This is a genomic window from Leptospira noguchii serovar Panama str. CZ214 (assembly GCF_000306255.2).
In the GTDB taxonomy this organism is placed as follows: domain Bacteria; phylum Spirochaetota; class Leptospiria; order Leptospirales; family Leptospiraceae; genus Leptospira; species Leptospira noguchii.
The window spans coordinates 289,403-313,069 of the sequence record NZ_AKWY02000004.1 but is presented as its reverse complement, the minus strand read 5'-3'; the positions used below and the strand labels follow the sequence as shown (position 1 = coordinate 313,069).

18 protein-coding genes are annotated in these 23,667 nt (G+C 34.5%); 8 read left to right on the top strand and 10 right to left on the bottom strand.

What is annotated here, in order from left to right; translation table 11 throughout:
- Window positions 1-8: 8 nt before the first annotated feature.
- Window positions 9-743 carry a M15 family metallopeptidase gene (locus tag LEP1GSC059_RS02885; RefSeq protein WP_036026647.1) on the bottom strand — a complete coding sequence of 245 codons (735 nt, stop codon included), beginning with the start codon at window positions 741-743 and terminating at the stop codon, window positions 9-11.
- A gap of 202 nt (window positions 744-945) precedes the next feature.
- Here LEP1GSC059_RS02885 and LEP1GSC059_RS02880 point away from each other — a divergent pair, with 202 nt between their 5' ends.
- Window positions 946-1,293, top strand: a complete 348-nt coding sequence (locus LEP1GSC059_RS02880; RefSeq protein ID WP_017215237.1) for a TIGR04452 family lipoprotein — start codon at window positions 946-948, stop codon at window positions 1,291-1,293.
- A gap of 1,381 nt (window positions 1,294-2,674) precedes the next feature.
- Here LEP1GSC059_RS02880 and recG read toward each other — a convergent pair.
- From recG to LEP1GSC059_RS02855, 5 genes are all read right to left on the bottom strand, one after another.
- Window positions 2,675-4,855, bottom strand: coding sequence for an ATP-dependent DNA helicase RecG (gene recG, locus LEP1GSC059_RS02875; protein ID WP_002179445.1), 2,181 nt, complete (start codon window positions 4,853-4,855; stop codon window positions 2,675-2,677).
- Window positions 4,836-5,246, bottom strand: a complete 411-nt coding sequence (locus tag LEP1GSC059_RS02870; protein WP_002179374.1) for a hypothetical protein — start codon at window positions 5,244-5,246, stop codon at window positions 4,836-4,838. Before LEP1GSC059_RS02870 ends, recG begins: the two co-directional genes overlap by 20 nt.
- On the bottom strand, window positions 5,243-5,920 hold the full coding sequence (locus LEP1GSC059_RS02865; RefSeq protein WP_002179117.1) for a hypothetical protein: 678 nt from the start codon (window positions 5,918-5,920) through the stop codon (window positions 5,243-5,245). Before LEP1GSC059_RS02865 ends, LEP1GSC059_RS02870 begins: the two co-directional genes overlap by 4 nt.
- 2 nt (window positions 5,921-5,922) lie before the next feature.
- On the bottom strand, window positions 5,923-6,924 hold the full coding sequence (locus LEP1GSC059_RS02860) for a metallophosphoesterase family protein (RefSeq protein WP_017215238.1): 1,002 nt from the start codon (window positions 6,922-6,924) through the stop codon (window positions 5,923-5,925).
- Window positions 6,925-7,037: 113 nt separating this feature from the next.
- Window positions 7,038-7,724 carry a hypothetical protein gene (locus LEP1GSC059_RS02855; RefSeq protein ID WP_002179124.1) on the bottom strand — a complete coding sequence of 229 codons (687 nt, stop codon included), beginning with the start codon at window positions 7,722-7,724 and terminating at the stop codon, window positions 7,038-7,040.
- Between the two features lie 129 nt (window positions 7,725-7,853).
- Here LEP1GSC059_RS02855 and LEP1GSC059_RS02850 point away from each other — a divergent pair, with 129 nt between their 5' ends.
- The 5 genes from LEP1GSC059_RS02850 to LEP1GSC059_RS02830 all read left to right on the top strand — a co-directional run bounded on the left by LEP1GSC059_RS02850 (window position 7,854) and on the right by LEP1GSC059_RS02830 (window position 14,253).
- Window positions 7,854-8,861 (top strand): NAD(P)H-dependent glycerol-3-phosphate dehydrogenase, encoded by a 1,008-nt coding sequence (locus tag LEP1GSC059_RS02850; protein WP_002179487.1) that lies wholly within the window; start codon window positions 7,854-7,856, stop codon window positions 8,859-8,861.
- A gap of 6 nt (window positions 8,862-8,867) precedes the next feature.
- Entirely contained in the window at window positions 8,868-11,435 is a 2,568-nt protein-coding gene (locus tag LEP1GSC059_RS02845; RefSeq protein ID WP_020980205.1) for a tetratricopeptide repeat protein, read from the top strand.
- Window positions 11,436-11,659: 224 nt separating this feature from the next.
- Complete coding sequence (locus LEP1GSC059_RS02840) at window positions 11,660-12,994, top strand: hemolysin family protein (RefSeq protein WP_002179435.1); 1,335 nt, start codon at window positions 11,660-11,662, stop codon at window positions 12,992-12,994.
- 13 nt (window positions 12,995-13,007) lie between these two features.
- Window positions 13,008-13,550 (top strand): phosphopantothenoylcysteine decarboxylase, encoded by a 543-nt coding sequence (locus LEP1GSC059_RS02835; RefSeq protein WP_017215239.1) that lies wholly within the window; start codon window positions 13,008-13,010, stop codon window positions 13,548-13,550.
- A 16-nt stretch (window positions 13,551-13,566) separates the two neighbouring features.
- On the top strand, window positions 13,567-14,253 hold the full coding sequence (locus tag LEP1GSC059_RS02830) for a phosphopantothenoylcysteine decarboxylase (RefSeq protein ID WP_020980199.1): 687 nt from the start codon (window positions 13,567-13,569) through the stop codon (window positions 14,251-14,253).
- A 357-nt stretch (window positions 14,254-14,610) separates the two neighbouring features.
- Here LEP1GSC059_RS02830 and LEP1GSC059_RS24505 read toward each other — a convergent pair whose 3' ends face one another.
- Entirely contained in the window at window positions 14,611-14,736 is a 126-nt protein-coding gene (locus LEP1GSC059_RS24505) for a hypothetical protein (RefSeq protein WP_000465702.1), read from the bottom strand.
- A 95-nt stretch (window positions 14,737-14,831) separates the two neighbouring features.
- Between LEP1GSC059_RS24505 and murB the strand changes: the two genes are divergently transcribed.
- On the top strand, window positions 14,832-15,788 hold the full coding sequence (gene murB / locus LEP1GSC059_RS02825) for a UDP-N-acetylmuramate dehydrogenase (RefSeq protein ID WP_002179511.1): 957 nt from the start codon (window positions 14,832-14,834) through the stop codon (window positions 15,786-15,788).
- Window positions 15,789-16,185: 397 nt separating this feature from the next.
- On the opposite strand, the gene LEP1GSC059_RS02820 is transcribed toward murB, so the two are convergent.
- The gene (locus LEP1GSC059_RS02820) at window positions 16,186-17,169 is read right to left on the bottom strand and encodes a sensor domain-containing diguanylate cyclase (RefSeq protein WP_002179341.1); all 984 of its coding nucleotides are present in this window, start codon (window positions 17,167-17,169) and stop codon (window positions 16,186-16,188) included.
- 1,364 nt (window positions 17,170-18,533) lie between these two features.
- Here LEP1GSC059_RS02820 and LEP1GSC059_RS02815 point away from each other — a divergent pair.
- Window positions 18,534-19,058, top strand: coding sequence for a DUF1564 domain-containing protein (locus LEP1GSC059_RS02815; RefSeq protein ID WP_017215240.1), 525 nt, complete (start codon window positions 18,534-18,536; stop codon window positions 19,056-19,058).
- Window positions 19,059-19,776: 718 nt separating this feature from the next.
- Here LEP1GSC059_RS02815 and LEP1GSC059_RS02810 read toward each other — a convergent pair.
- Together LEP1GSC059_RS02810 and LEP1GSC059_RS02805 are read right to left on the bottom strand one after the other, a co-directional pair.
- Window positions 19,777-21,537, bottom strand: coding sequence for an acyl-CoA dehydrogenase family protein (locus LEP1GSC059_RS02810; RefSeq protein ID WP_017215241.1), 1,761 nt, complete (start codon window positions 21,535-21,537; stop codon window positions 19,777-19,779).
- Window positions 21,538-21,607: 70 nt separating this feature from the next.
- Window positions 21,608-23,494: a TolC family protein gene (locus LEP1GSC059_RS02805; protein ID WP_020980188.1), complete on the bottom strand. Its 1,887-nt coding sequence runs from the start codon at window positions 23,492-23,494 to the stop codon at window positions 21,608-21,610.
- Between the last annotated feature and the right edge of the window lie 173 nt (window positions 23,495-23,667).

Sequence of the window (23,667 nt, the reverse complement as noted above, 5' to 3'; positions counted from 1 at the left end):
TTTCTGAGTCAACGAATCGATTTACACTCCGGATTGATTGAAGTCACGTATTCTAAAGGAAGGTTTTGTAAAAATTCTCCCCCTGAAAATTTTCCTTTGAATTGAATTTTTCCTTCTTGAAACAATCGAACCCAGTCTTCTTGCAATTTATTTGAAATGGGCGCGTAAGACCAGTGCCATTTTTCTTCTTTATAACCTTTGTTTTCTCTTAAAGATTTAGGTGTATAAGGTTGGCAAAATCCAAAACGTTTTGCATTTTTAGACATCCAGTTGTAAAATTTTTCCCCCTTACCTCCTTTTTCAAAATAAGAGTTTTCTAATGCGTTTAGATCTACATCTGTTCCCCAGTGATGTCTCGAGGTTCCTGGAGCGCTTGAAAATTCTAAAATCAAAGAGATAATTTCTTGAGGGGTTTTTCCTTTTACGGATTCTCGCATTTTCCTTTTTCCGGAATACTTTTCTTCCCAAATTCCCTTTTGATCTTTAAAAGAACGGAATGCTGATACGATAAACGGTTTTTGTTTTTCGTTTGGATTTTCTCTTTGATAGGCTTGAAATAGTTCTAAAAGTTTTTCTAAAACTTCTTTCCTTAGATAATGAGCTCTAGTTTCTCCCGGATTGGAATAGGACGTTAATATCGATTCTTGTTTGAAGTCGCCTAAGACGTAGACTTCGTTTGACGTTTGCGAAAAAATCTTATTTTGAAATAAGAAAATCAAAATTAGGAACCATATACTTTTCATACTGTTGTCAGAATGTGATACTGAAAATCTCTTGCAATGGGTTTTTGACAGGAATCATTCTTAAAATTTGGGATTCGATCTATAGGATTTCTGGTCGAATTCTTCCATAATAAGGTTGAAATATTCTCGAATAGGGTATGTTTGGTGAATCCGCGATAATTCCGAGTTTTGTAATTCGGATAACATATAGGAGATTTTTCCAATGAAAAAAAAGTTCATTATTTTTCTGATTCCTTTTCTGTTATTAACGAATTGTTTGCTTTTTGATACGATAGGTTTTTCTGTTCCGGATGCCGTTTCAGGAAAAGAGGCGAAAGACCAAATTCTTACAAGCGCTCTGATCGGAGCGGTCGTATCTCCGGATGACACTGCACCCCTTGCATTGATTGCACCTCAACTTGCAAAGGTGGAAGAGGATCGTTATTATAATAAAGCCGACGTAGATGATTGTGCAAATTTTGCTTTGATCATCAACCTGATTACGATCAATATCGGGGGTTTTACCTGTAATCTGGAACCAAGAGAATACGTTTTTAAGTATGTTTATTGACGTTATATTTTGTAGGTTAAATAACATGAGAATCTGTCGGCAAAAAATAGACAGATTCTTGCAGCTTGATGAAGTAATATTAAGTTTTGGGACACGTTTGTAAGTTCAATTGATTTGTTGAAAAATTTCATAGTGACGATCAATAAAACTGCTTCAATCGACCGTTTCCATGAAACAGAAACTAAGTGGCGAATTAATTTTTCAACAACTATAATGAAAAGTTCTTGTGGAAGATGTATAAGCGTCTTTTACAACCGGAAATACGATTTAGAGAAACCGTTTGGTTAGATTCATTTCTGATTATTGTTTTATCTTATAAGTTCGATATTTTTGTAGTAATTAGTTTTTGAATATTCAATTTTTATTGTTGATTTTGAACTGCTCATTTTCTGAATTTAAGTTCATAGATAAAATACTATCTTTGATCAGAAAGATTAAGATCATTTTCTGGGAGCTTTTATGAAATTTAAAATGTGGGGTTTCCTTCAAAAAAAAGTTATAAATTTCGGGTTAAACTCAATTGTAGGAACTACTGCAGAATAACTGTAATAGTTCCTACAAAACTTTAGTATTACTAATCTCTATAAAATTAAGTATCTAAATGTTTATCACAAAGTGTCGTTTTATATAAGTTCGATAGAATCCAATGTGAAAGTAATTGAGGCGAAGTAAATCAGTATAACGCCTTTCAAATTTAATGTCTCGCTCTCCATGGGTCGTTCGACAGATCGTGTTCTATAATAAATTGTAATTCAAGACGGAATGGTGTATTAGATTTTTTTCATATAATTTAACTTGAATTCGGTGTAAGAAAATTTTGACGAATAAAAAACTCAATGCAACGAAACGTGAGTTCTATCATAATTCATTTTTCTGAAAAGTCGTAATCTGAACTTTACAGATCGATTCCTAAAATGTAGGAACTACTGCAATTTAAAAAATAGAAGTTTATAACACTTGAATCTGTCACATTCAAGTGCGGGAACTCACACAAAATTTAAGTTTTTCTGTAAAATAACGTAGGAACTGCTACAAATTACGATTTTACGAACAAATCCTAAATGTAGGAACTATTACTTTTAGAAAAATTTTCTTATATATCGAGCTCACGTTAATTTATTGACTGGAGTTGAAAGCGCAAAGCTATATTCGCCCAGGTTTTCTTTTGCTGAATTAACAGGATTGGAGTGTAAACTATTGAATTAGTGATTTATTGTATAGCTCTGAATAGAATTAAAATCAAACTCTGTACGTGTCAATGATTTGGTTGAATTTTTTAATTAGAGTTTACAAAACGGTGATTTGATACAAAAATTTGATTGGATGATTATTCTTTTGAAATTTTATAAAGATTCTCTTAAACAGAAAATATACAATTTATCTAATTTGAAAACAATAATCTTCCTTCGCTGAATCTACCACGAATTTCTTCTTTTTCTAAATCACCTGGATTTCCAAATAGGGTCGCGTCTTCTCGAGTCAGTTCTATCAGATTGGAATCTTTTCTTAAGTCCGCAATTTTAAAATCCGGAAGACCACTTTGTCGAACTCCCATCAATTCCCCCGGACCTCTAAGTTGAAGATCAATTTCGGATAACGCAAATCCGTCGGAAAAATTTACCATCGCTTCCAATCTGACCTTAGCGTCTTCCGTAACTTTGGAATCTGTCATTAAGATACAAAAACTTTCTTGATCTCCTCTACCTACACGACCTCTCAACTGGTGTAGCTGGGAAATACCAAAACGATCCGCGTGTTCGATCACCATAACGGTCGAGTTCGGAACGTCGATTCCTACTTCGATCACGGTAGTAGAAACTAAAATCTGAATTCTATTTTTGGAGAATTCTCGCATAACACGATCTTTTTCTTCTACTTCCATTTTACCATGAATCAGTCCTACTTCAAAGTTAGGAAAAATTTCGTGTTTCAAATATTCATAAGCTTCGATACAGGATTTAAGGTCTACTTTTTCCGATTCTTCCACCAGTGGATAAACGATATAACATTGTCTGCCGGAAGAAATATATTTACGGATGGATTTATAAATTCCTTCTCTTCGATCTTCTTGAAACCATTTTGTTTGAATTGGCATTCTACCTTTAGGTTTGGATTTGATCGTCAAAAGATCTAAATCTCCGTAAAGAGTTAAACAAAGAGTTCTAGGAATCGGGGTTGCAGTCATAGCGAGAATATCCGGGTTTTTTCCTTTAGAACGAAGAGTTTCTCTTTGATCCACTCCGAACTTATGTTGTTCGTCTATGATCACAAGCCCTAACTCGGAAAAGTAAACGTCTTCCTGAAAGACACTGTGTGTTCCAATGACAAATAACGTGTCTCCTTTTTTGATTCTATAAAGTTTTTCATATCTATTTTTTTTAGGCTCCTTGCCGACTAAAAGTTCAATTCCTAAAAAAGGCATATTTCCTAAAAAGGAAAGAATGGTCTGGTAGTGTTGTCTTGCAAGAATTTCCGTTGGCGCAACCATACAAACTTGAATCTGATTGTCTATATAACGTAGAGCGGTCAAAAGAGCGACTAACGTTTTTCCGGAGCCTACATCACCTTGTAAAAGAACGGCGATCGGTTGTTCTTTGTTTGTAAGTTCCTTAATCTTTTGAAGCGCCGAGTTTTGATCTTCTGTAAGTTGAAATGGAAGGTTTTTACGAACTAAGTTTGCAGTTTTCGATTCAGGTAGAGGCCAAAGCACTCGTTTGATCTTTTCGCGTTCTTTCTTTTTATGTTCAATTAGAAGATTAAAATAAAATAATTCTTCGTATTTCAATCTATACTTCGCAGTGTCCAAAGAATTTTCATCCGTTGGAAAGTGTATCTCTCGATAAGAATCCTCTCTTAGAATCAAACCTCTTCGTTTCACGATTTCGTTAGGTAGAATTTCAGGAATTTTACCTTTTAATTTTTCCAATGCGGAATAAAGAATTTTGCGAAAACCCCTGGAATCTAAACCTTCCGATTTGAGAGCTTCGCTTGAAGGATACAAAGGAATGATCCTACCTGCGTGAATCATTTCAGGAAGTTCTGATAATTCTTCTTCCGGTTCTTGTTCCAGGTTTTTCTTTTTGGAACCGGAAGAGTTTATAGGATAAGTAGTTTTGATCGCGCTCGTTAAAATTTCATAGTCTGGATGAATTAATTGGAAGCCTCGAAAGTATTCCAGTTTTCCTGTGACGACTAACGTTGTTCCTGGTTGAAATATTTTTTGAAAAAAATTAACACCTCGAAAAAACACGATTGAAATCCTTTCGTTGTTTCTGGTCTTAGTACCAACTACGAGCCTGGATTTTTTACCGTGTGCAAGATACGCGTCTATAACTTCTACGATCAATGTTACAGTTTCGCCTGTTTTTAAAAGTACGTTGTCGGTTAGATTTCGATCTAAGTATCTTCTCGGAAAAAAATTGAGAAGGTCTTGTAAGGTATCAATTCCTATCGATGCAAGCGCAGCTGCTTTGGACGGACCAACTCCTTTGATTACCGTTACGGGTAAAAGAAGTCCGTTGCTTTGAATTGTATTTTCAGTTTTAGAGACCGAGTTCTTCATCCTTGATTGGCGTTGGAGTCCATTCCGGGTCGGGAATTTGAGAATTTCGATTTTCCGTTTCTTCTTCTAAACCGAGGTAACAATATCTACAGCCGTAAATTCTAGCGTGTCTTTTGATATTAGGAGAAGGAGGCTCCGAAATGATGGCGTATAAGTATTCCGTTTTTTGCAAGTATTTTCCACAAACCGGACAAATTCGGGGTTTGGGAAGATTAGAATCCCAATTTTTACCATAAACTTTTTTAGGATCTCCATAATCTTTTGATACTCCATTTTCTAAGTCTCTTTTTTTTTCGGATTTGTCTATTCTTCTGGTATCGACCGAGTAAAGAAGATGAAAAAAAACTGCAGCCACTCCCAAACATAACATCACGGTTAAAAAACCAGTCATTGTTTTAAGTAGTCCTTAATTTTTGCAGCCATAGTAGAGGGAAGCCCGATACCTTTGTCTTGTAATCTGTGAGAGTATTTATGAAAAGAATACGTATGTTGTGAAGTTTGAACGATTCCGTCGAAACAATGTTCGATGGATTCTTCCAGGGACTTACTTAATGGAATGTTGGATGCGATCTGTTGTTCGTATTTTCTTAACAATTTACGATTTACACCTCTGCAAATCGATCTATAAAAACAAAATCGAATTACCATTTCCGAATCGGAATCTCCGTTTAAAATATCTTCTTCCAATTGATTGAGATTGATACAATCCACAATTTCTAATTTATACGCTTCTGTGTTGTGTTCATAAGTTATAAGATTCATAAACAAATGTTTAAATAAGGAAATCTTATAACAATTTTCCATACCACATTCTCCCATTTTGGAATTTTCACATTGAGTATACATTACAATATCCGTATCTGATTCCGCGGTCGCCTGGCCGAAGTTAAGCGACCCTAAAATATCGAACGCGACAACATCTCCTCCAAAGTTGATCAATTTGGAAAATTTTTTGAAGTCTTCGATTCTTTCTCTAGAAATGGTCGTTTCGTGGGATCGGAAATATCTTTTTAATCCTGTGAATTTTTGGATGGTGGGATTGTTTTTAAAACCTGAGATTGTCATTGTCAGACTCTCACAAAATCTTCCGCGGACACCTCCGAATCTTGGTTTACAAATGTAACAGAAGGTAAGTTTCCCTTACAATCTACTTCCATTAAGAGGCGAATTTTGTGGTCCACCAGTCTATTCAATTTTACGGTTTCTACAAGCCCATTTTCTAAAAATATTTCTGAGAAAAATCCGCCCGGTTGAAAACCAAAAACGGAATCTACAGCGCCGAAGTTGGAAGGATTTAAAAAAACAGTTTTTCCTTTTTTGATAATACCTTGGTCTTCGTGAACGTGTCCTGAAACAACTAAAGAAGGGTTGTACTCGTCTAAGTATCTTCTAATTCCTTGAGAACCTACATTTCCATAATTTGGAATCTTATCTAAAAATCCATAAGGAGGATTATGAATGACTACTATATCTGGTTGTTCTTCTTTGAAAAAATCTTCCGGCTCGCTATAACTCTTACCGTTGCGATTGTATTCGTGAAACTTAACTGCTAATTTTTCCGGAATTCCAGAAGTAAGAATTGGAGCGCCGCCATAACCTGCAAACTTATAACCGTCTTGTTCAAAAGTTTTTCTATGAATGTCTCTTTCATACAAAGCGCTATATTGAAGATCTATATCATAGTTACCTGGAAGAACTCTTACCGGAGCTCTGGAATATTTTTGAATGATGATTTCGATGAGTTCGTATTTTTCCTTCATCGTTTTGGCGGCTTGATGAAATAAACTTCTATATTCTTTAGATTTTTCTACTATATCAGTACTGTATTTTTCGGGAAAGCGAATTGCTCTTGTAGCATAGTCGTAGGCGTTGATTTCTTCTTTTTGATCTTGAGAGATACGATACATTTCTTCTTGAATCGTACAGAATTCTATAATACGATCTGTACTAAAGAAAGCCTTATAAATAATATCTCCGGAAAATAGATATAAGTCTGCGGTCGTTTGTTGTAGAATTTCTTTTAAGCCTCTTAAGCCGTCGTGAATATCGGTCAAGTAGATGATTTTCATTGCAATCGATCCGGAATATTGCCGTCTCTTTTATACTACAATTTTATAATGAAAAAGAAAAGCTATAAACTCAATTTAGAAATAGGTGATGGAATGTCCAACCTTTCTAAAAATTAGTCTCTCCAAAGGAGTAGAAGCGAGTCTTCATTTTCGGAAATGGGTTCGATTCGGATATATTCGGGACCAAAAAAATCTAAAAGAGGTTTTAAAATGGTTCCTGATTTTACGAATAAGAACACGTTTCCTTTTTCCGGAATTACTTTTTGAATAGTGATTTTACCGGCGAGATCCGGAATTTCAGAAAGAAAATAATCCATGTTTACAGTAATAACATTTCGAATCCCTGTTAGACGAAGAATTTCTGGAATTTCCTCGACGATGGTTTCTAAAATGAATCTTCTATGAAATTGGAATATTTTAGAAAAAATTCGGATCGGATCCAACTTTTTAGGAGTGTGACTGAATAAACGAAAAGAATGAATTTGAAAACGAACTTGATTTTGAATTACTTTAACTGGAATGAGCCTAACGTTGTAATCTACAAATTCAGTTTTTAAAAGTCGGGACCAGAATAAACCTTGGATTGAAAAATGTCCCGTTAAAATCAGAACTCCGTTTTCAGAATCAAACTCGAGAGATTCCAAAGGGTCGTCTGATTCCGAAATTTTTTTCTTCAGAATTTTATTTAAAGAATGAAGTTTAACTGTGATCTTATAGTTGCTCTTCTGATTCTCTTTTTCAAAAGGATGTCCGGTAAAAAAATCAAAAGGATTGAAGATGAGTTTCCTCAAATCGAGCATGGGAGATCAAAAATAGTTTGCGGGTAAAGAAGAGTAAACTAAATTATTAATTCCAAGTTGGGAACGGTTGTTTAGAAATTGTTTGGTAAGAAAAATTTTTTCGACTTCAACCTCATATGAGGAGTTTACATGAAAATTGGAGTGATCGGATCGGGAAGTTTTGGAACCGCATTGGGAAGTCTTCTTGCAGATAAAGGTTATGAAGTTACTCTTTGGTGCAGAAATGATTCTCAAGTTGAAAGTATCAATCGTAATCATATCAATAACAAACATCTTCCTAGTTTTACCCTGCCGGAAAAACTCACCGCTAACAAGGAACTAAAAAACGTAGTTCAAGGAAAAGATATGATCGTATCTTCTCCGCCTTCTCATGCGTTGACTGAAATTTTAAGAGAGATCAAGGAATACTTACCCGAAAAAGTTCCAATTGTTTCTGCGAGTAAGGGAATTGAAAACGGAACGTTACGACTTGTTTCCGAAATTTTTGAATCAGAACTTCCCGAAAAATATCATTCTTATCTTTCGTATTTATCTGGACCTTCTTTTGCAAAAGAGATTATCCAAAAAGTACCGACGATTGTAAGCATCGCTTCTAAAAACGAAACGACCGCGCGTAAGGTTCAGGAAATATTCAGTTTTTTGTATTTTCGAACGTATTGGACCCCGGACGTAATTGGAGTAGAAGTGGGAGGTTCTTTAAAGAATGTAATTGCCTTGGCTGCGGGTGTAAGTGATGGATTAGGTTTTGGACAAAATACAAGAGCCGCTTTGATTACAAGAGGTCTGAATGAAATTACAAAAATAGGTTTGAAGTTAGGTGCGGACCCGATGACTTTTTTAGGCCCTTCTGGAATGGGAGATTTGATTTTGACTTGTTGTGGAGAACAATCTAGAAATCGTACCGTAGGATTTAGATTGGGTAAGGGAGAAACCTTAGAACAGATTCTTTCTAGCATGAACGAAGTTGCGGAAGGAGTAAAGACTACTCAAAGCGCGTATGAGTTATCACAGAAATTGGGAATTGAAATGGCGATTACAAACGAGGTTTATAAAATGCTTTACGAAGGTAAGAATCCGAGAGAAGTTGTGAAAGACCTTATGAAGCGCGATCTTAAGAGAGAAGGCGTTTCAGTCTGATCTACCTTGAAGCTTCTTTCCTTTAAATTGTATTTTTATCTGGCTTTGAGTCTTGTATCTTTTGGTTCGATTTCCGCTCAAACCAAACAAGAATTTGGATGGGCCAAAAGTTCGGAAGGTTTTTCCTTTAATTTAAACGGAAAAACTGTATTTCAATCCAAAGACGAAATTAAATCCTTTCCTGAAAATCTTACACTTTTGGAAAAAGCGGATTATCTTTTTTTTGCAGGAGAATATTTCATTCTCAACAAAGATGTACGTCGGTATGAATCTTTGTTAAAACTAACTGAGAACGCGGAAAGCGAACTCGTGTTAGGTGGAATTCTTTTAAGAATATTCAAAGAATTGAATTTTAATTCTAAGGAGTCTTCCCGTAATTTGCTGATTCAATTTTTAAAGAACGAAAGTTCTATATATCTCAAAGAATTAGCGGAAGGATTTGATCTTTCTGTATTTGAAAAAAAAAATCCGGAAAACCTAAAATGTTCCAGAAAAGTTGTATATTATTCTCTTTGTAAAACCCTACGTCTTAAAAAATATCTTTCTGATTTTTCTCCAAAAGCAAAATCTCATGAAAGAGAATATCTAAATTTAAACAGGACTTTGGCACCTTTTTTAGAAGATCCAGAACTAAAATACATTCCTTTTTTAAGTAATGTGATCTATAACATTGCGGATCAACTAGCAGAACTAGGGCTTTCTAAAGAGGCGGTTCATTTTCAGAAAATTCTAATTATCTCCGAAAATTTGAGCGGCAGGATTATTGGTTATTCTTATGAAAAACTCGCTTATTATTATTTGATCGGAGGAGATTTGATTTCCGCCGAGAAAGTTTTGGATTATATTCTCAAGTATCATCCGGATATAAGAACCTCTTATAAAAATAATATTTATCTAAAGTTAGGCACCATTTCCTATCTCAATCAAGAATATAAAAAATCTTTGGATTACTATTTGAACTTAGATTTTTTAGAATGGTCGTCTACGATTTTAAATCCGTTTTTAGGAGAACCTATATCTATCAACAGTGCTAGAGATTTGATCTCTATGGCGATCTGGAGATCTAAAAGTTCTTTTAAAGCAGTAGACGCACTCAAGTCGGTTTCTATTCCTAAAAACCTAACCGAAGACGATTTGTTTACACGCCTTAGAATTGTACAGATTTTGATGAACGACGAACCTGAAGTTGCGGGAAAGATGGCGACTGAAATTACTTTTTTGGCTCAGAGCAAAGGTTGGAAAAGAGTAGAATACGCCTCTACGTTGTTAAACGGATTTATTCATTATAAAAAGAACGATCTTAGAAAAGCGATCATAGAATTTACAAAAGCATATGGAATTTTAAGAACTACGGACCCCATTTATACAGAGGAATGGATTCGACTTACTGGATTGTTTTATTCTCACAAAGAATCTAGGTCTTTAAAAACGGTCAAAAGCGCGTTGGATCAGGCGGTTGCGATTATGGTTCTTAGAAGACCGGACGATATGCTTCTTCAATTGAAAAATTATCTTCCGGTAGTTTACGGAGTTCGGGAATTTACAGACGCAGCGATCCAATATTATGCGGTTCACGGACATACGATGGAGCTTTTAGGATTTTTATCCCGTTTGGAACAAAAAGAAACAATGGGAAATTCGAATACTCTCATTGATACGAGTCGACGAATTTCTTCTTTTAGAGGTTTTTATCCAGGACCTAAAGAACATCTGACTTCGGTCCGATCGGAAATTCGCCAAACAGAGGTTATACGACTTTTAGAAGAATCTGATCCATTTCGAAATCAAGAAATCAAAAAATCTCATATTCCTGTGTTGAGCGTTTTTGTAAGAGATAAAAGAACTTATATCTTTTGGAAACAAGGCAATTCTCAGGAACTAGAACTGAAAGAGATTCCTTCCGAGTCCGCTTCTTCTTTTACCGTTCAAGTTGTATTAAAATCTTTGATTGAATCTCTGTATAAAAGAGATAATGTTCAGATTTATCTAAACGTTTCCGGAATGGAATCTTTTGATTATCTTAAGAAAGAATTTCCAGAAATTGATTTTAAATTTTTTACTAGATTCAGTAAAAAGAACGATAACTTTAAATCGGAACGTATTTATGTTTGCGATTGTAATCATACAGATACTTTGTCTAATACTAATTTTGAACAAGTTGCCTTCACATATTTTGAAGGAAATAAATTGTTAATTGGAAATCGTTCTATGATGGTTTGGAACTTGAAGGTGGAAGATAATTCCGTCGCAAACTTAAACGAATATTCCTGGAGGTGTGGAGAAGAGCAGATTCGTTTTTCAAGATTACATAGGCGTTACGACTTTAGAAATACTCCTCAGAGACTGATTTTTACGAGAGACTCTTTGAGTGGAAACGGTTGGAAAGGAAGGTCAGAAGACTTTTTAGATTGGGTTTCTTTCTGGATCAACTCAGGAGTTTATAGAATGTACTACATTCCATCTTTGAATTTAAATTCAGAATCGGACATAAAACTTTTGGAGAAAATTTCTCAAGAAACAAACGAACCAGAAGCATCATTTCGAGGAATTCGAATTCGAAAATATATCGAATAAAAGGTTGTTTTTCAAAACGTTAGTTCTATAAAATCTAATGTTTTTTTCTTTTAAACGATCGACATTTTTTGCCAATTCAAAGACTCTATCTTCCAGTAAGTCAAAATGGACCCCGAAGGTAGTCAGTTCTACATTCCAGCGATACTGAATTTCCGTTTTCTAAACTCAAAGGCCGTCCTAAACCCACATATTCTTAGATCCAATTTGATCCCTATTCTCCTACAATGGAATTAATCGGCTTTTTTATCATCGTTTTACTTATATTTGCCAACGGATTTTTCGTTTCCGCTGAGTTTGCATTGGTTTCGATTCGTCCTTCTCGTTTAGAGGAATTGATCAAGGAAAACAAACCCCTCGCTTTCATTACCAAACGCGCGGCTCAAAAACTCAACGACATGTTATCCGTATGTCAGGTAGGAATTACCATCGCCAGTCTTTTGTTAGGTTGGGTGGGAGAAGGTTACGTTTCCAGATGGCTTACATTTCTTTTAGAAATGTTCGGGTATTCGGTAAACGACGCAACTATTCACGGTTTGGCGATTACCATTTCGTTTACGATTATTACTTTTCTGCATATACTTTTAGGAGAACTTCTTCCTAAAACCGTAGCCATCCAAAACACGGAACCGGTTGCACTTTTTATCAGTATTCCTTTATTCTTTTTTTATTATCTATTTTATCCCATTACTTTTTTCTTAAATGAAATGACTTCTTTTCTTTTGAAGTTGATTGGAATCGAAGCAAACAAAAGTAGAATGATGCATTCTCCCGAAGAATTGATGATCATCATTGAAGAACAAAACAAACAAGGTAAGATTGATCAGGAAGAATTTCAGATCATCCAAAATACGTTTCAGTTTTCGGAACACCAAGCAAAGGATGTAATGACTCATCGTTTGAGTATTATAGGAATTCCACATGATACTTCTATGGATTCTTTAATTTCTATCATTGCGGAACATCATTTTTCTAGATACCCGATTTATGAAGGTAATACAGATAAAATTATTGGAATCATTCATGTTCAGACATATCTTACTTGGTTATCCAATTCTAAAAAAGGTAGAAAAGAGAAAGTAACTGCAATTATGCAGCCTCCGATTTTTGTTCCCGAAGGTCTTTCGATCGAAAAGGTAATGCAGAAACTCAGAGAAAACAAACAACACATGGCAATCGTTATAGACGAATATGGTGGTGTTGCAGGTCTTCTTACTTTGGAAGATATTATTGAAGAAATTTTTGGACAGATCCGAGATGAAACAGACGATCACGAGACGGATCCTTTTCCGACCCAACATTCAGACAGTTTTACGATCGACGGCGAAGCAGAGTTAGACGATCTAAAAGAAATTCTCGTTGGAGTTCACGAAGAAGAGATCAAAGATATTCGAACGATTGCTGGTTTTATTTTAGGTCGTTTAGAAGATATGCCGGAAGAAGGTTCTACTATTTCTCTTCAAACCGGAACTCTTACCGTTGAAAAAATGGAAGGTAATAAAATTCTTTCCGTTCGTTTTACAAGAGTTAGTTTAAACAATCGAGCTCAGTCTAAAAAATAAACCGAAAAATATCATGTCTAATCCTGGAAAAGAAATACTCATCGCGGTTTCAGGAAGTATCGCTGCATATAAGGCGTGTGAACTTGTAAGAAATCTTACTAAGGAAGGTTATCCAGTAAGTGTAATAATGACAATGAACGCAACTCAGTTTATCGGACCGATTACGTTCGAAGCGTTGACTGGCAAAAAAGTACGCGTAAATGAATATGAACAAGGGATGGCTCATATAGACGCTAAAAATTCGGCATCGGTAATGGCGGTCGTTCCCGCCACAGCAAACATCATCGGTAAAATGGCAAATGGAATTGCGGATGATCTTGTAACTTCGACTTATCTTGCGGCGAATTGTCCTGTGATCGTTGCACCTGCGATGAATCCTTTTATGTATGCTCATCCTTCAGTTCAAAGAAACTTAAAACAATTGGCCGAAGATGGTGTAACTCTTGCAGACCCTTCCGAAGGTGTGGTCGTTTGCGGAGACGAGGGTTATGGAAAGTTAGCCGAAATCTCTCTGATACAAAAGTTAATCTTGGATTTATATCGAAGAAACTCTTAGATAAAGAGAAATCAAAATGAGATTTTCTAAAGCTATCATTACGTCTGGACCGACGAGAGAATGGATCGATCCGGTGCGGTATATTTCAAACGCTTCTTCCGGTAAGATGGGTTTCCATGTCGCCGAAGCAATTTCTAAATGGGTTTCCAAAGTCGTTTATATTCACGGTCAAGTATTAGAAAATTATAAAAATCCAAAAGGATCTAAAAGTATCTCTGTGGAAACCACGTCCGATCTTTGTAATGCGGTTCTTGCGGAGATTCAAACGGATACGATCCTAATTATGGCAGCAGCTCCTGTTGACTTTCGTCCAATTAAAAGTAACGAATCTAAAATTAAGAAAGAAGAAGGAAGTGAAACATTTCTACTGGAACTCGTTAAAAATCCGGACATTTTAAAAACGGTTAGTTCTAAAATTGTAAACGAAAAAATCTCTGGTTGTTGTTTAGTTGGGTTTGCTGCTGAAACGGATTTTTTAGAAGAATACGCTCAAAACAAACTAAAAAGTAAAAATTTAGATTATATTATAGGTAATTACGTAGATAAAAATAAAAAAGGTTTTGGAGAAGTGGATACTACGGTTTTTATTTATTCTACTTTTGGGAAAGTTGCTCAAATCGGCCCTTTTTCTAAGGAAATAGTTTCTGATAAGATTGTAGAATTTTTGAAGATAGAAACTTCTAAACCTTTCGTAAAACTTTAGTTAGGTGGAATTTTTTAAAATTAAATACCAAAAGCGACGGTTTCTCTGATTCTTCAACTACCATGAGAGGCATAAATTTTTATTTTAGAAATAAATTTTATTATACTTTTCTAAAATTTATTTGCAAAAGGTTGAGTGGATAACTCAGTAACTTTGCTATGATTTTATATTGTAGTTAATAAGTTTATCATTCTTTTTTTTGAAATTTATTAGCTAACGCGAAAGCACAACTTGTTTGTTGATTTTTGTGCTTCAACCCCTTAGAGATAATATTGAGGCCTGGTAGTCGGTGATTTAAAATTTAAAAAGACTATATCCGAACATGCACATTTTTGTTCGGTTTTCTTTTTGATTTTTTTATACAAATCCGGCCAGTTTTTCTTGGTCTTGTGCCAGTAGAATTACGGATTCACAGTAAGTTTCCCAGTCGGTTCGTCCGGATGCAAAGTCGAGATAAATGGATTCCAATAATAGAAAAAACATAAATCACCTCTTTCTTTAAGATCGATCCGATTTCGGATTTTTCTTGAGTTCTTTTTTTTGTGGTAGAGAATTGGGGAAGTTCATTCTTTATTCATATGTTTCCTGTTCTTTCCGAATCCCAACTTCGGGATTTTAAACATAACTTAGAATCTTCTAAAATACCTTTTCGTTCGGAAGTTAGACTGGGGATTTTGTCTTCTTTCAAAATTGGCGGTGTTTGTCCTGTAATTGTTGAACCCGAAATTTCCTCTCAGGTTTCGGAAACCCTGCACATCTTTTCTAAATTGGATATTCCTTGGAAAATTTTAGGAGGAGGTTCGAATCTTTTGATTTCGGATCATCCTGATAATTTTGTTACCTTACGTTTGTCCGGTAAATTTAAGGAGTTTGAATTTTTGGGTGATGGAAGGTTTCGAATCGGGGCTGCGACTAATACCACTCCTACATTTCGTCAAATTTCACAACAGGGTTATGTGGGAGCTGAGTTTTTAAGTACGATTCCAGGTTGGACCGGTGGGGCTGTGATTCAAAATGCGGGTTGTTACGGCGGAGAACTTTTCGATCTGATTCAATCCGTTGAATTTTTGAGAGATGGAGAATTATTGGTTCGTAAACCGTCTGAAATTAAATACGGTTATCGATTTACTGAATTTTTAAATCAAAAAGATTCCATCATTTTAGGTATTGAAATTCTTCTCAAAGAAGGAAATTTAGAAGAAATCGAATTTTCTTTAAAAGAGAAAAGAGATAAAAGAAATTCTTCCCAACCTGAAAATAAAAAAAGCGCAGGTTCTGTTTTTAAAAATCCAAAAATTTTTCGCGAAGATGGAAAAGAAATCAAAGCTTGGGAATTGATCGATCAAGCCGGTTTGAGAGGTCAGATAAAAGGTGGTGCTCAGATTTCTCCCGAACATTGTAATTTTATAGTCAATTTAGGAGCGGCTACTGCTTTTGATGTAAATTATCTAGTTAATTTAGTTGTCGATAAGGTTTATCAAACATCTGGAATTCTTTTAAACCGAGAGATCGAATTTTTCGGAGACATCCCTTGATTTTTTTGAAGTTTTACTAAGAAGTATATAATGAGTATCTAATATTTTTTACTCAAATAAGAGTTGGCGATGAAAATTTAAGGTATTCTATTTTATAGAAAAAATCAGTAATACAAAGAGGTTTAAAATAAGCTTGTGTGGTCTATTCAAGTATTTAGAATCATAACACTTGCTATACAATGGAAATAGAGTTGTTGAAAAATTTCATAGTTCAGATTAATAAAACTGCTTCAATCAACCGTTTCCATGAAACAGAGGCGGATGGAGATTCATTTTTCAACACTCTAATATCTAAAAAGTCGCCTTCGGATATTTATAATAAATTTATAATATACTTACGGAAGTTTTAAGATTAAATACTACTTGTCTCCTGCGAGATTATAGAGGAAGATTTGGATCATCCTTTTGAAGCATACATTGATAAATCCGCTTCGTGTATCAACTCATCCAATTTCTGAATAGGGCCAAGCGACATTCCCCAAGTAAAATAAAAAGGAGGATCATTTTCCTTACATTTTTTTAGAAGGACGGACATTGTTTCCTGAAATCGATTTTGGGTTTGAATGATTTTTTCCCGATTTTCATGTTGAACTAAGATTAAAAATTCATCTCCTCCGATTCTGAATATTTTATCCGTTCCACGAATTACGTAACGAAGAATATCCGTAAAATAACAAAGTACCTGATCTCCCGTTTTATGGCCGTAAGTGTCGTTGATCATTTTAAAGTCGTTTAAATCTAAAAGAGCGACTAACGCAATTTGGTTTTCCATTGCTTTACCGAACCATTCTCCCTTAAGATGATTCAGCTTATTGCGGTTAAACGCTCCAGTTAACGAGTCTCGAAACGCAAGTATTTTTGTTTTTTCGTATTGATCGGAATTTGCTAGGGAGATTGCAGTAAAATCTGCTATTGTTTGAAGGATAACTAAATCTTCAGGAGAAAAAGATGATCCGTCAAAACGATTTACTAATTCGATAACTCCGTGAACTGTTCCTCTGAATATCATCGGAACCGCAATGATCGTTTTTGTTTCAAATCCTGTCTTTTCATCGACTTTTTTGGAAAACCTAGGATCATTTCTTACGTTCTCCACAAAGATCGGAGACTTTGTTTGAACAACCGAACCGGCAATTCCTTCTCCTGACTTTAATCGAATGTTTCTAATATGATTGAATTGTATTCCTTCTGCTATTAGAAAAAATAATTCTTCCGAGCTTTCATCGTAACGCATCAAACTCCAATTTTTAGGGCTAAAAAATAAACGGACTTCTTCCATTACTGCATTTAGGACTTCTTGTTGCTCTAATGAAGAGGTAATGATTTTTCCAAGGGAAGAATATAACTTAATTAATTCCGGTTTTGAGTCATTTAAGGTCATTGGTATTTTTGTCTTTTTTATTTTATTAAGAGTTTCAAACGTTATTTATCAAGATATTTCTAAGAGAATTATAATTTTATTTTACTGATGGTTTCTATAGAATATGGACAATAAATTTTAAACATTCTATTATGTAGCACTTGGTAAGTACAAGTTTCTTTTTTTTCGCGAGTAAATTTTTGAAATTATATAGTGAATTGAATATAATAAGACGTTATTCATTACTTAGAAGCTTTCATTGTATTTAACTTGAACATTCACAATTTATAAAAATCATTGAGAGTATTTGTGTGAAGAAAGTTAAATACTGATTCCTATAATAGAATACTGTAAATTTTAAAATAAGTCCTTGTTCAGAAGTAAAATTGGCACCTATTATATTGTTCTAAGTAGTTTGATTATTTACGATAATCGGCTACATTTGTAGACTGGATCCGTAAAATTCCTTTTTCTCCAACACCTTTTTATCTTATAATGAACAATTACAAGATCCGAATTTTCGGCAAGACGAAATAGTAATTAATCTATACAATATTTACAGCCGAATGTTTTCGTTTTTGCCCGGTTCGCTTTTTGACAATTACTACTTGATATAAATTTAAATTATCTGCTTCAATTTTGCGTAACGTATTTATGAAGGTATCACATGAGTGAGATAGTCGTTGAGAGTATGGAATTATTTTCTTTCGTCTTCAATTTAGTGCTCTAACGGTTGTGGAATTTCGATGGAGATGCGATTGCTTGAATACCAAACTTTATGTGTGCTGACCCAAGGACTTTTGCTGGTTGGGTAGATGTCTATTTCTTTTAGAGCATTCTTGAAATCATAATATTCAAAATGTTTTTTGCATTTTAGTTTTTATTATTTGAGGCCTCTTAATATTTTTGATAATAGAGTTGCTGAAAAATTCTATAGCGACGATTAACAAAACTGTTTTAATCGACCGTTTCCATAAAACAGAAACAGATGGAGATTCATTTTTCAACAACTCTAATGATCTAAAAATTATGTGTATGAATGTAATAGTTCCTACAAGCCTCTTTGGAATTGATAAATTTTTTTCTTATCGTTCAAAATGTAAGAGTTCCTACATTTTAAAATAGATTCTTAAATTTTGTATCCTACTTTAAACAAAAAACCTAATCCAAAACTTAAAGATTAAGAATTATTGGAAATCCATATACTAAAAATTTGTAGGAACTCCAGCTATTCATTAGAAACTTCTAAAGGATTATTGTTTATACCTTTTGAGATTTTAGAACAAACTCAAAACATTATATCAGAATGCCTAACTACATCGGCATATTATAATTTGAACATGAAATTCTGATCTGTGTTTGTTTTTTGAGGAACCGTTTCTTATATGGAACAAATCTACTTTAATACTGATCAAAAAATTGAATCTACTTTGAACGAAAATGTTGAAAAGGTAGTAACACTTTTGGTGCCGAAAAGTTATTACGTTATTTTATCGTTGAAAGATAGGAGGATGCTCGGTAAAAAACTTCCTTATCTTTTAAATCGTTACGGTAAATTTATTTCTTCTCATAGTCGTTTGAATCGAAGGGCGGTTACTACTCTTTATCAAAAAGATCAGGGAGAGTTGAAGAAGATCAATTTTAGAATAGATATGAGTCATTGGGCCATGTTAGGAATTTTGGCTCATGCCCATGGTGTTTCTAGATGTTTTCTTTTTAACTTTTTGTTGTCCCTAGAAAAAGTCGGGGTTGGAGATTCTATCGTAGAAGTTTTAAATGAAGGGGTTCCTACATTCCATAAAATTTACAGATATATCTGGCAACTAGACTTATCAAATAAACGAATTAGCAGAATGCTAAGGTATTTTCCTAATCCTTTAAAGGAGAACTTTAAGAAACTTAGAACTTGAGCAATTAAGGTAAAAGTTCTGTGAGTAATAAACAAAGAAAATTTCTTAAAATGTGAGAGTTCTTATATTTTAAACGATTTAAACAGAAAAGGCTTAATTTTAAGGTCCATACACTTAGAAGTCATGAAATCTATTTAACGTGAGTTCGGCGTAAGAGGTTTGATTCGTTTTATAAAAATCTGATTTTTCCATAAAAAATAAATGTGGAACTCCCCGAGTTAAATCACAAAAGATGAATGTTTAAAAATTTATTAGAGTTGCTGAAAAATCTTTTTCTTTTGCATGGAAACGGTCGATTAAAACAGTTTTGTTAATTTGAACTATGGATTTTTCAACAACTCTATTATACGACTTAATCTGTAGGAACTATTACAAAAAAATAATCGTCCAATCAGATTTTTATACAAAATCGTTGTTTTGCGGCCATTATCAAAATTTAAATCCCATTTTAACGTGAGTTCTGATTGAGAAAAAACTTTCTAAAAGTATGAGTTCCTACAATTTTTTCTTAAAATCGTGGTTTGCAATAGTTCCCACATTTAAAGAATCAATCTGTAAAGTTCAGATTCCAACTTTTTTTAGAATCATCGATTCCTTACGCCGAGCTTATGTTATTTAAGAGAAACTGATAGTAATTAAAAATTTTATTATATTCCAATTAATGCAATGGCAAACCCAATTGATTGGGCAAAGGATTTGCTTAGACATTTATTTTGTGTTAGACGGAAATTGCTTGTTTAGAAGCTCTTTCCAGTTTGATCAAATTGGCGCTAGTGATAGCTATACTATCCAAGTTATAGGTTTGAGAAATTAATCTTCGTTTTTCGAGTTCTTTTCCATTTAAAACTTTCAAGGATTTTTCCAAAAGAAGCCCACAGAGAAAACGGGCCGCTATTTCTACAACTTCGAACGCTAAAGAATCTTTTACGTTTCCGTCATGGATAGATTTGTAAAATATTACGCTTGTATCTAAATCTTTCCAAACTTTTTTAAGATCTTCCGAAGCAGAAAATTTAGAAAGTACTACTTCCGAATATTGTCTGAGTTGTCCGGTTGGAGACATTCCAGATACAACACCTCCGATTGCGGCGACGATTTGTAATTGAGTAGTTCCTTCATAGATAGTAGTAATTCTACTGTCTCTATAAATTCGAGCAACGTCGTAGTCTTCAGTGTAACCACTTCCACCATGGATTTGTAATGCGTCCGATGCAATTGCAACACATCCTTCGGAAGCGTAATACTTACTCAGTGGGGTAAAAAGATCTGCAAGTTTTTCCCAACGACGAATGGATTCATCCTGACTTACTTCTTTTTCCGATTTACCTTCCACTTTGATAAGATGTTCTTTAGGCCAATGATAAAGATCGATCGCTTTTCCGGTTTCAGCGATTAGAACTCTGGTAGCTAAAATTTCTCTTTCCATACGGTCTAAAATTTTTTTCACTGCGGGAATTTGTTCGATTGGTTTTCCAAATTGAATTCTTTCAGAAGCATATTTTTTCGCTTCGTAATAGGCGGCGGTTGCAATTCCCAAAGATTGAGTTGCGATTGTAAGCCTAGCTGCGTTCATCATTCCCATCGAATATTTTACGAGCCCATATCCGGTTTTGCCGATCAATTCTCCCGGAGAGTTATCAAATACTACTTCGCAAGTAGGGGAACAGTGAAGTCCTAACTTGTGCTCAACACCGGCGATATGTACGTCGTTTCCTTTTACGAGAAAAAAAGATAAACCTCTTGCACCACTTTCGGGCGAACCTGTTCTCGCTAACGTGAGAATTACGGACGGTGCATTGATATAACCGCAAGCGTGTGTAATAAAACGTTTGGCTCCGTTGATTCTCCAAATTCCTTCTGCGTCTTGAGTAGCTTTTGTTTGAACATTAGGAAGATCTGATCCATAGTTTGGTTCTGTGAGTGCCATCGCCGCGCTGTATTTCCCTGCGGAAATTTCCGGAATCCATTTTTCGCACATTTCGGAAGAAGCATATCTTTCCATGATTTCTACGATGTTTATATTTCCATAGGAAAGACAAAAAGCGGCGTCTGCCCTTGCGGCAACTTCCATCATAAAAGATTGAACCGTTGCTGGTAATCCCATGCCGCCGTATTTTCTATTGATCGAAATCGGCATTAAACCGGCGTCTCTGAGGGTGTTGTAACATTCTTCTTGTGCCTTTGGAAAAGTTACTTTTCCGTTTTCATATTTAAGTCCTATTCGATCCATTTCCTTACTACGAGGAGCTACAAACTCTCCCATAATTTCACCCAAGGATTCCAAAACGGATTTATAATATTCTTTAGCTTCCTCCACGTTGGAAGGCGCATAAGCTAATCTTTCATTGCCGGTTTTTTTAAATTCTTCTGCGTCTTCGAATTTATGTTCGTATGCGTGGATGATTTCTTCCCAATCGATCAACTGGTTAAAAACGAGTTTTAGGTCTTCATTATCTTGAAAGTAATTGCTGATAATCATGGAGTCTCTACCTCTCAATTATGCCCAATAATTAAAAGTATCGAGAAAAGATGTCAAGCATCAAAGAAAACTAATTTGCAGTCTTATCTTCTTCGTTCAATTTTTTTAATTTTGGTAGTTCGCCAATTGCAACTGAATACCAAATCGTATTTAAAGAATGTTGATAGTACGCCTTTCTGTAAGCGATTTCGGAATCTAAAAAAGAAGTTTCTGATACTAAAAGTTCAAGACGGGAAACCGTTTTAAAGCTGAAACCTCTTCTTTGAGAACTTAGATTGGATTCAGCAGAATTGCGAGCTTTTGAATATAAGGATAATAAACGAGCGGAGTTTAAGGAACTCTCATAGGCTTTTCGAATTTCGTCGGTTGCAATTCTCTTTGTTTGAGACAGTTGTAATTCTGCTTGTCTCAATGCGGATTCTGCTTGTTTAACCCCTGCCGTAACGGTTCCGGCGGATAATAAAGGTACGTTGATAGATAATTGCATCGTAATATCTTTATTTGGAGTTGTATTATGTTCTGGAATCGTATAATAATTATTTAATGTAACCGAAGGTAAGTGTCCACCCCAGGCCTTTTTCAGATTGAATTCCGCCGCTTTTAGATTTTCTTTTGCGGCGATTACGTCGTATCGTTTTGCGATTCTTTCTTCTGGTAATAGGTTCTGAGGAATAGAAATTACTTCCTTAGGAATTGCCAATCGTAGGCCGCCTTTTACAGCTCCTATAAGACTTTCCAGTGCCATTTCCGCCTGTTTTAATTGATATTTAAAATCTTCTAAATACGCTTCGGACCTAGAAAAATCTGCCTCGGCTCCGCTTAAGTCTGCTCTTGTAATTTTTCCCAAGGAAAAAAGTCTCCTTCTTTCTTGGATTGTTTTTCGAACCAAATCGGTCTTTTTTTCTTCCAAAAAAATGATTTCTTTTAATTGTAGAACATTATAATATGCTTGTGCAATTTCCAGGTAAAGTCGTCCAGACTCGTAACGAGCTTCATTCATTCTAACTTTAGTTAGAGCTCCTGCAGCTTTATAAGTAGTATATTGGCTTACTCCGTTTAAAATGGGAATGCTCAAAAGTAATCTAGTTCCAGGGCCAACCGTAGGCGGAAGACTACTTGTAGAGGAACCACCAGTAAGAGGATTTGGTTCCGTATAAAAAGGATTGAAATGGGAATTGGGTCCCGGAATTCTATAAAATTTATTATACACTAAAGACAAAGAAGGAAAAAAAGAAGCAAACGCAGCAGCTTTTTGGGCATCTGCTTGTTGGATTGCTTCTTCTTTAAGAGCAATTCTTTCCGTTCTTTCCACCGCGAAAGCGTATAGTTCATCTATAGTTAGTTCCTGTTCGGGTAAAATACTTTTGATTTTTTCGGTAGTTATTCCGGTCACTTCTTCCAGTCTAGGTTCAACAATTCCATCTCCCGTTCTAATTCCAGAATCATCTGTACACCTGGATGTAAACAATAGAATTAAAAAGAAAGAAAATATAAAAAAAACGTTTTGGAGTCTGAATTTTTTTTTTGCATCTAACTTATTTTTATAATAAGTTTTGTATTTTGGGGATAGTAATGAATTCATGTTGTAGGATATAAGTTTATAATTATTTTTTAATATATCTTTTGAAATAGTAGTCATTGTTTTATATTGAAGGTTTTTTAAACTTTTTAAAAAAATAGTTTTTTGAAAGTTTATTTTCCAAAAATTCTTCAAATTGGAAAAGAACTTGAAATCAAGATGATGATTTATTTTAAATTTATTTTCTTCTTTTGCAGAAAAAATTTGATGTGTTTTTGAAAATGTATTCCAAAATTTATATAGGAGTGAACGGCGAGTTCTATAGCAAAAAAAGTTATCAAGTTTCAAATCAGTTTTTATAGAATCTAAAAAAAATAATTGTCTAATCAAATTTCTGTATGAAAGTTTTGTTCTGTTATTATCAAATTTAAAATTCATTTGTTTTGTTAGATTTATTGTAGGTTGTCCGGATATCTAAATATTTAGAAGCTCATACAATTTTTGACGCTATCTAAAAGTTTATAAATTTTTTTAAGAAATTAGATTTATAGAAACTATTACATTCTTTTATTAAAGACTGAATAATCATTGTTTTGGCCTTTTTTGAAGTT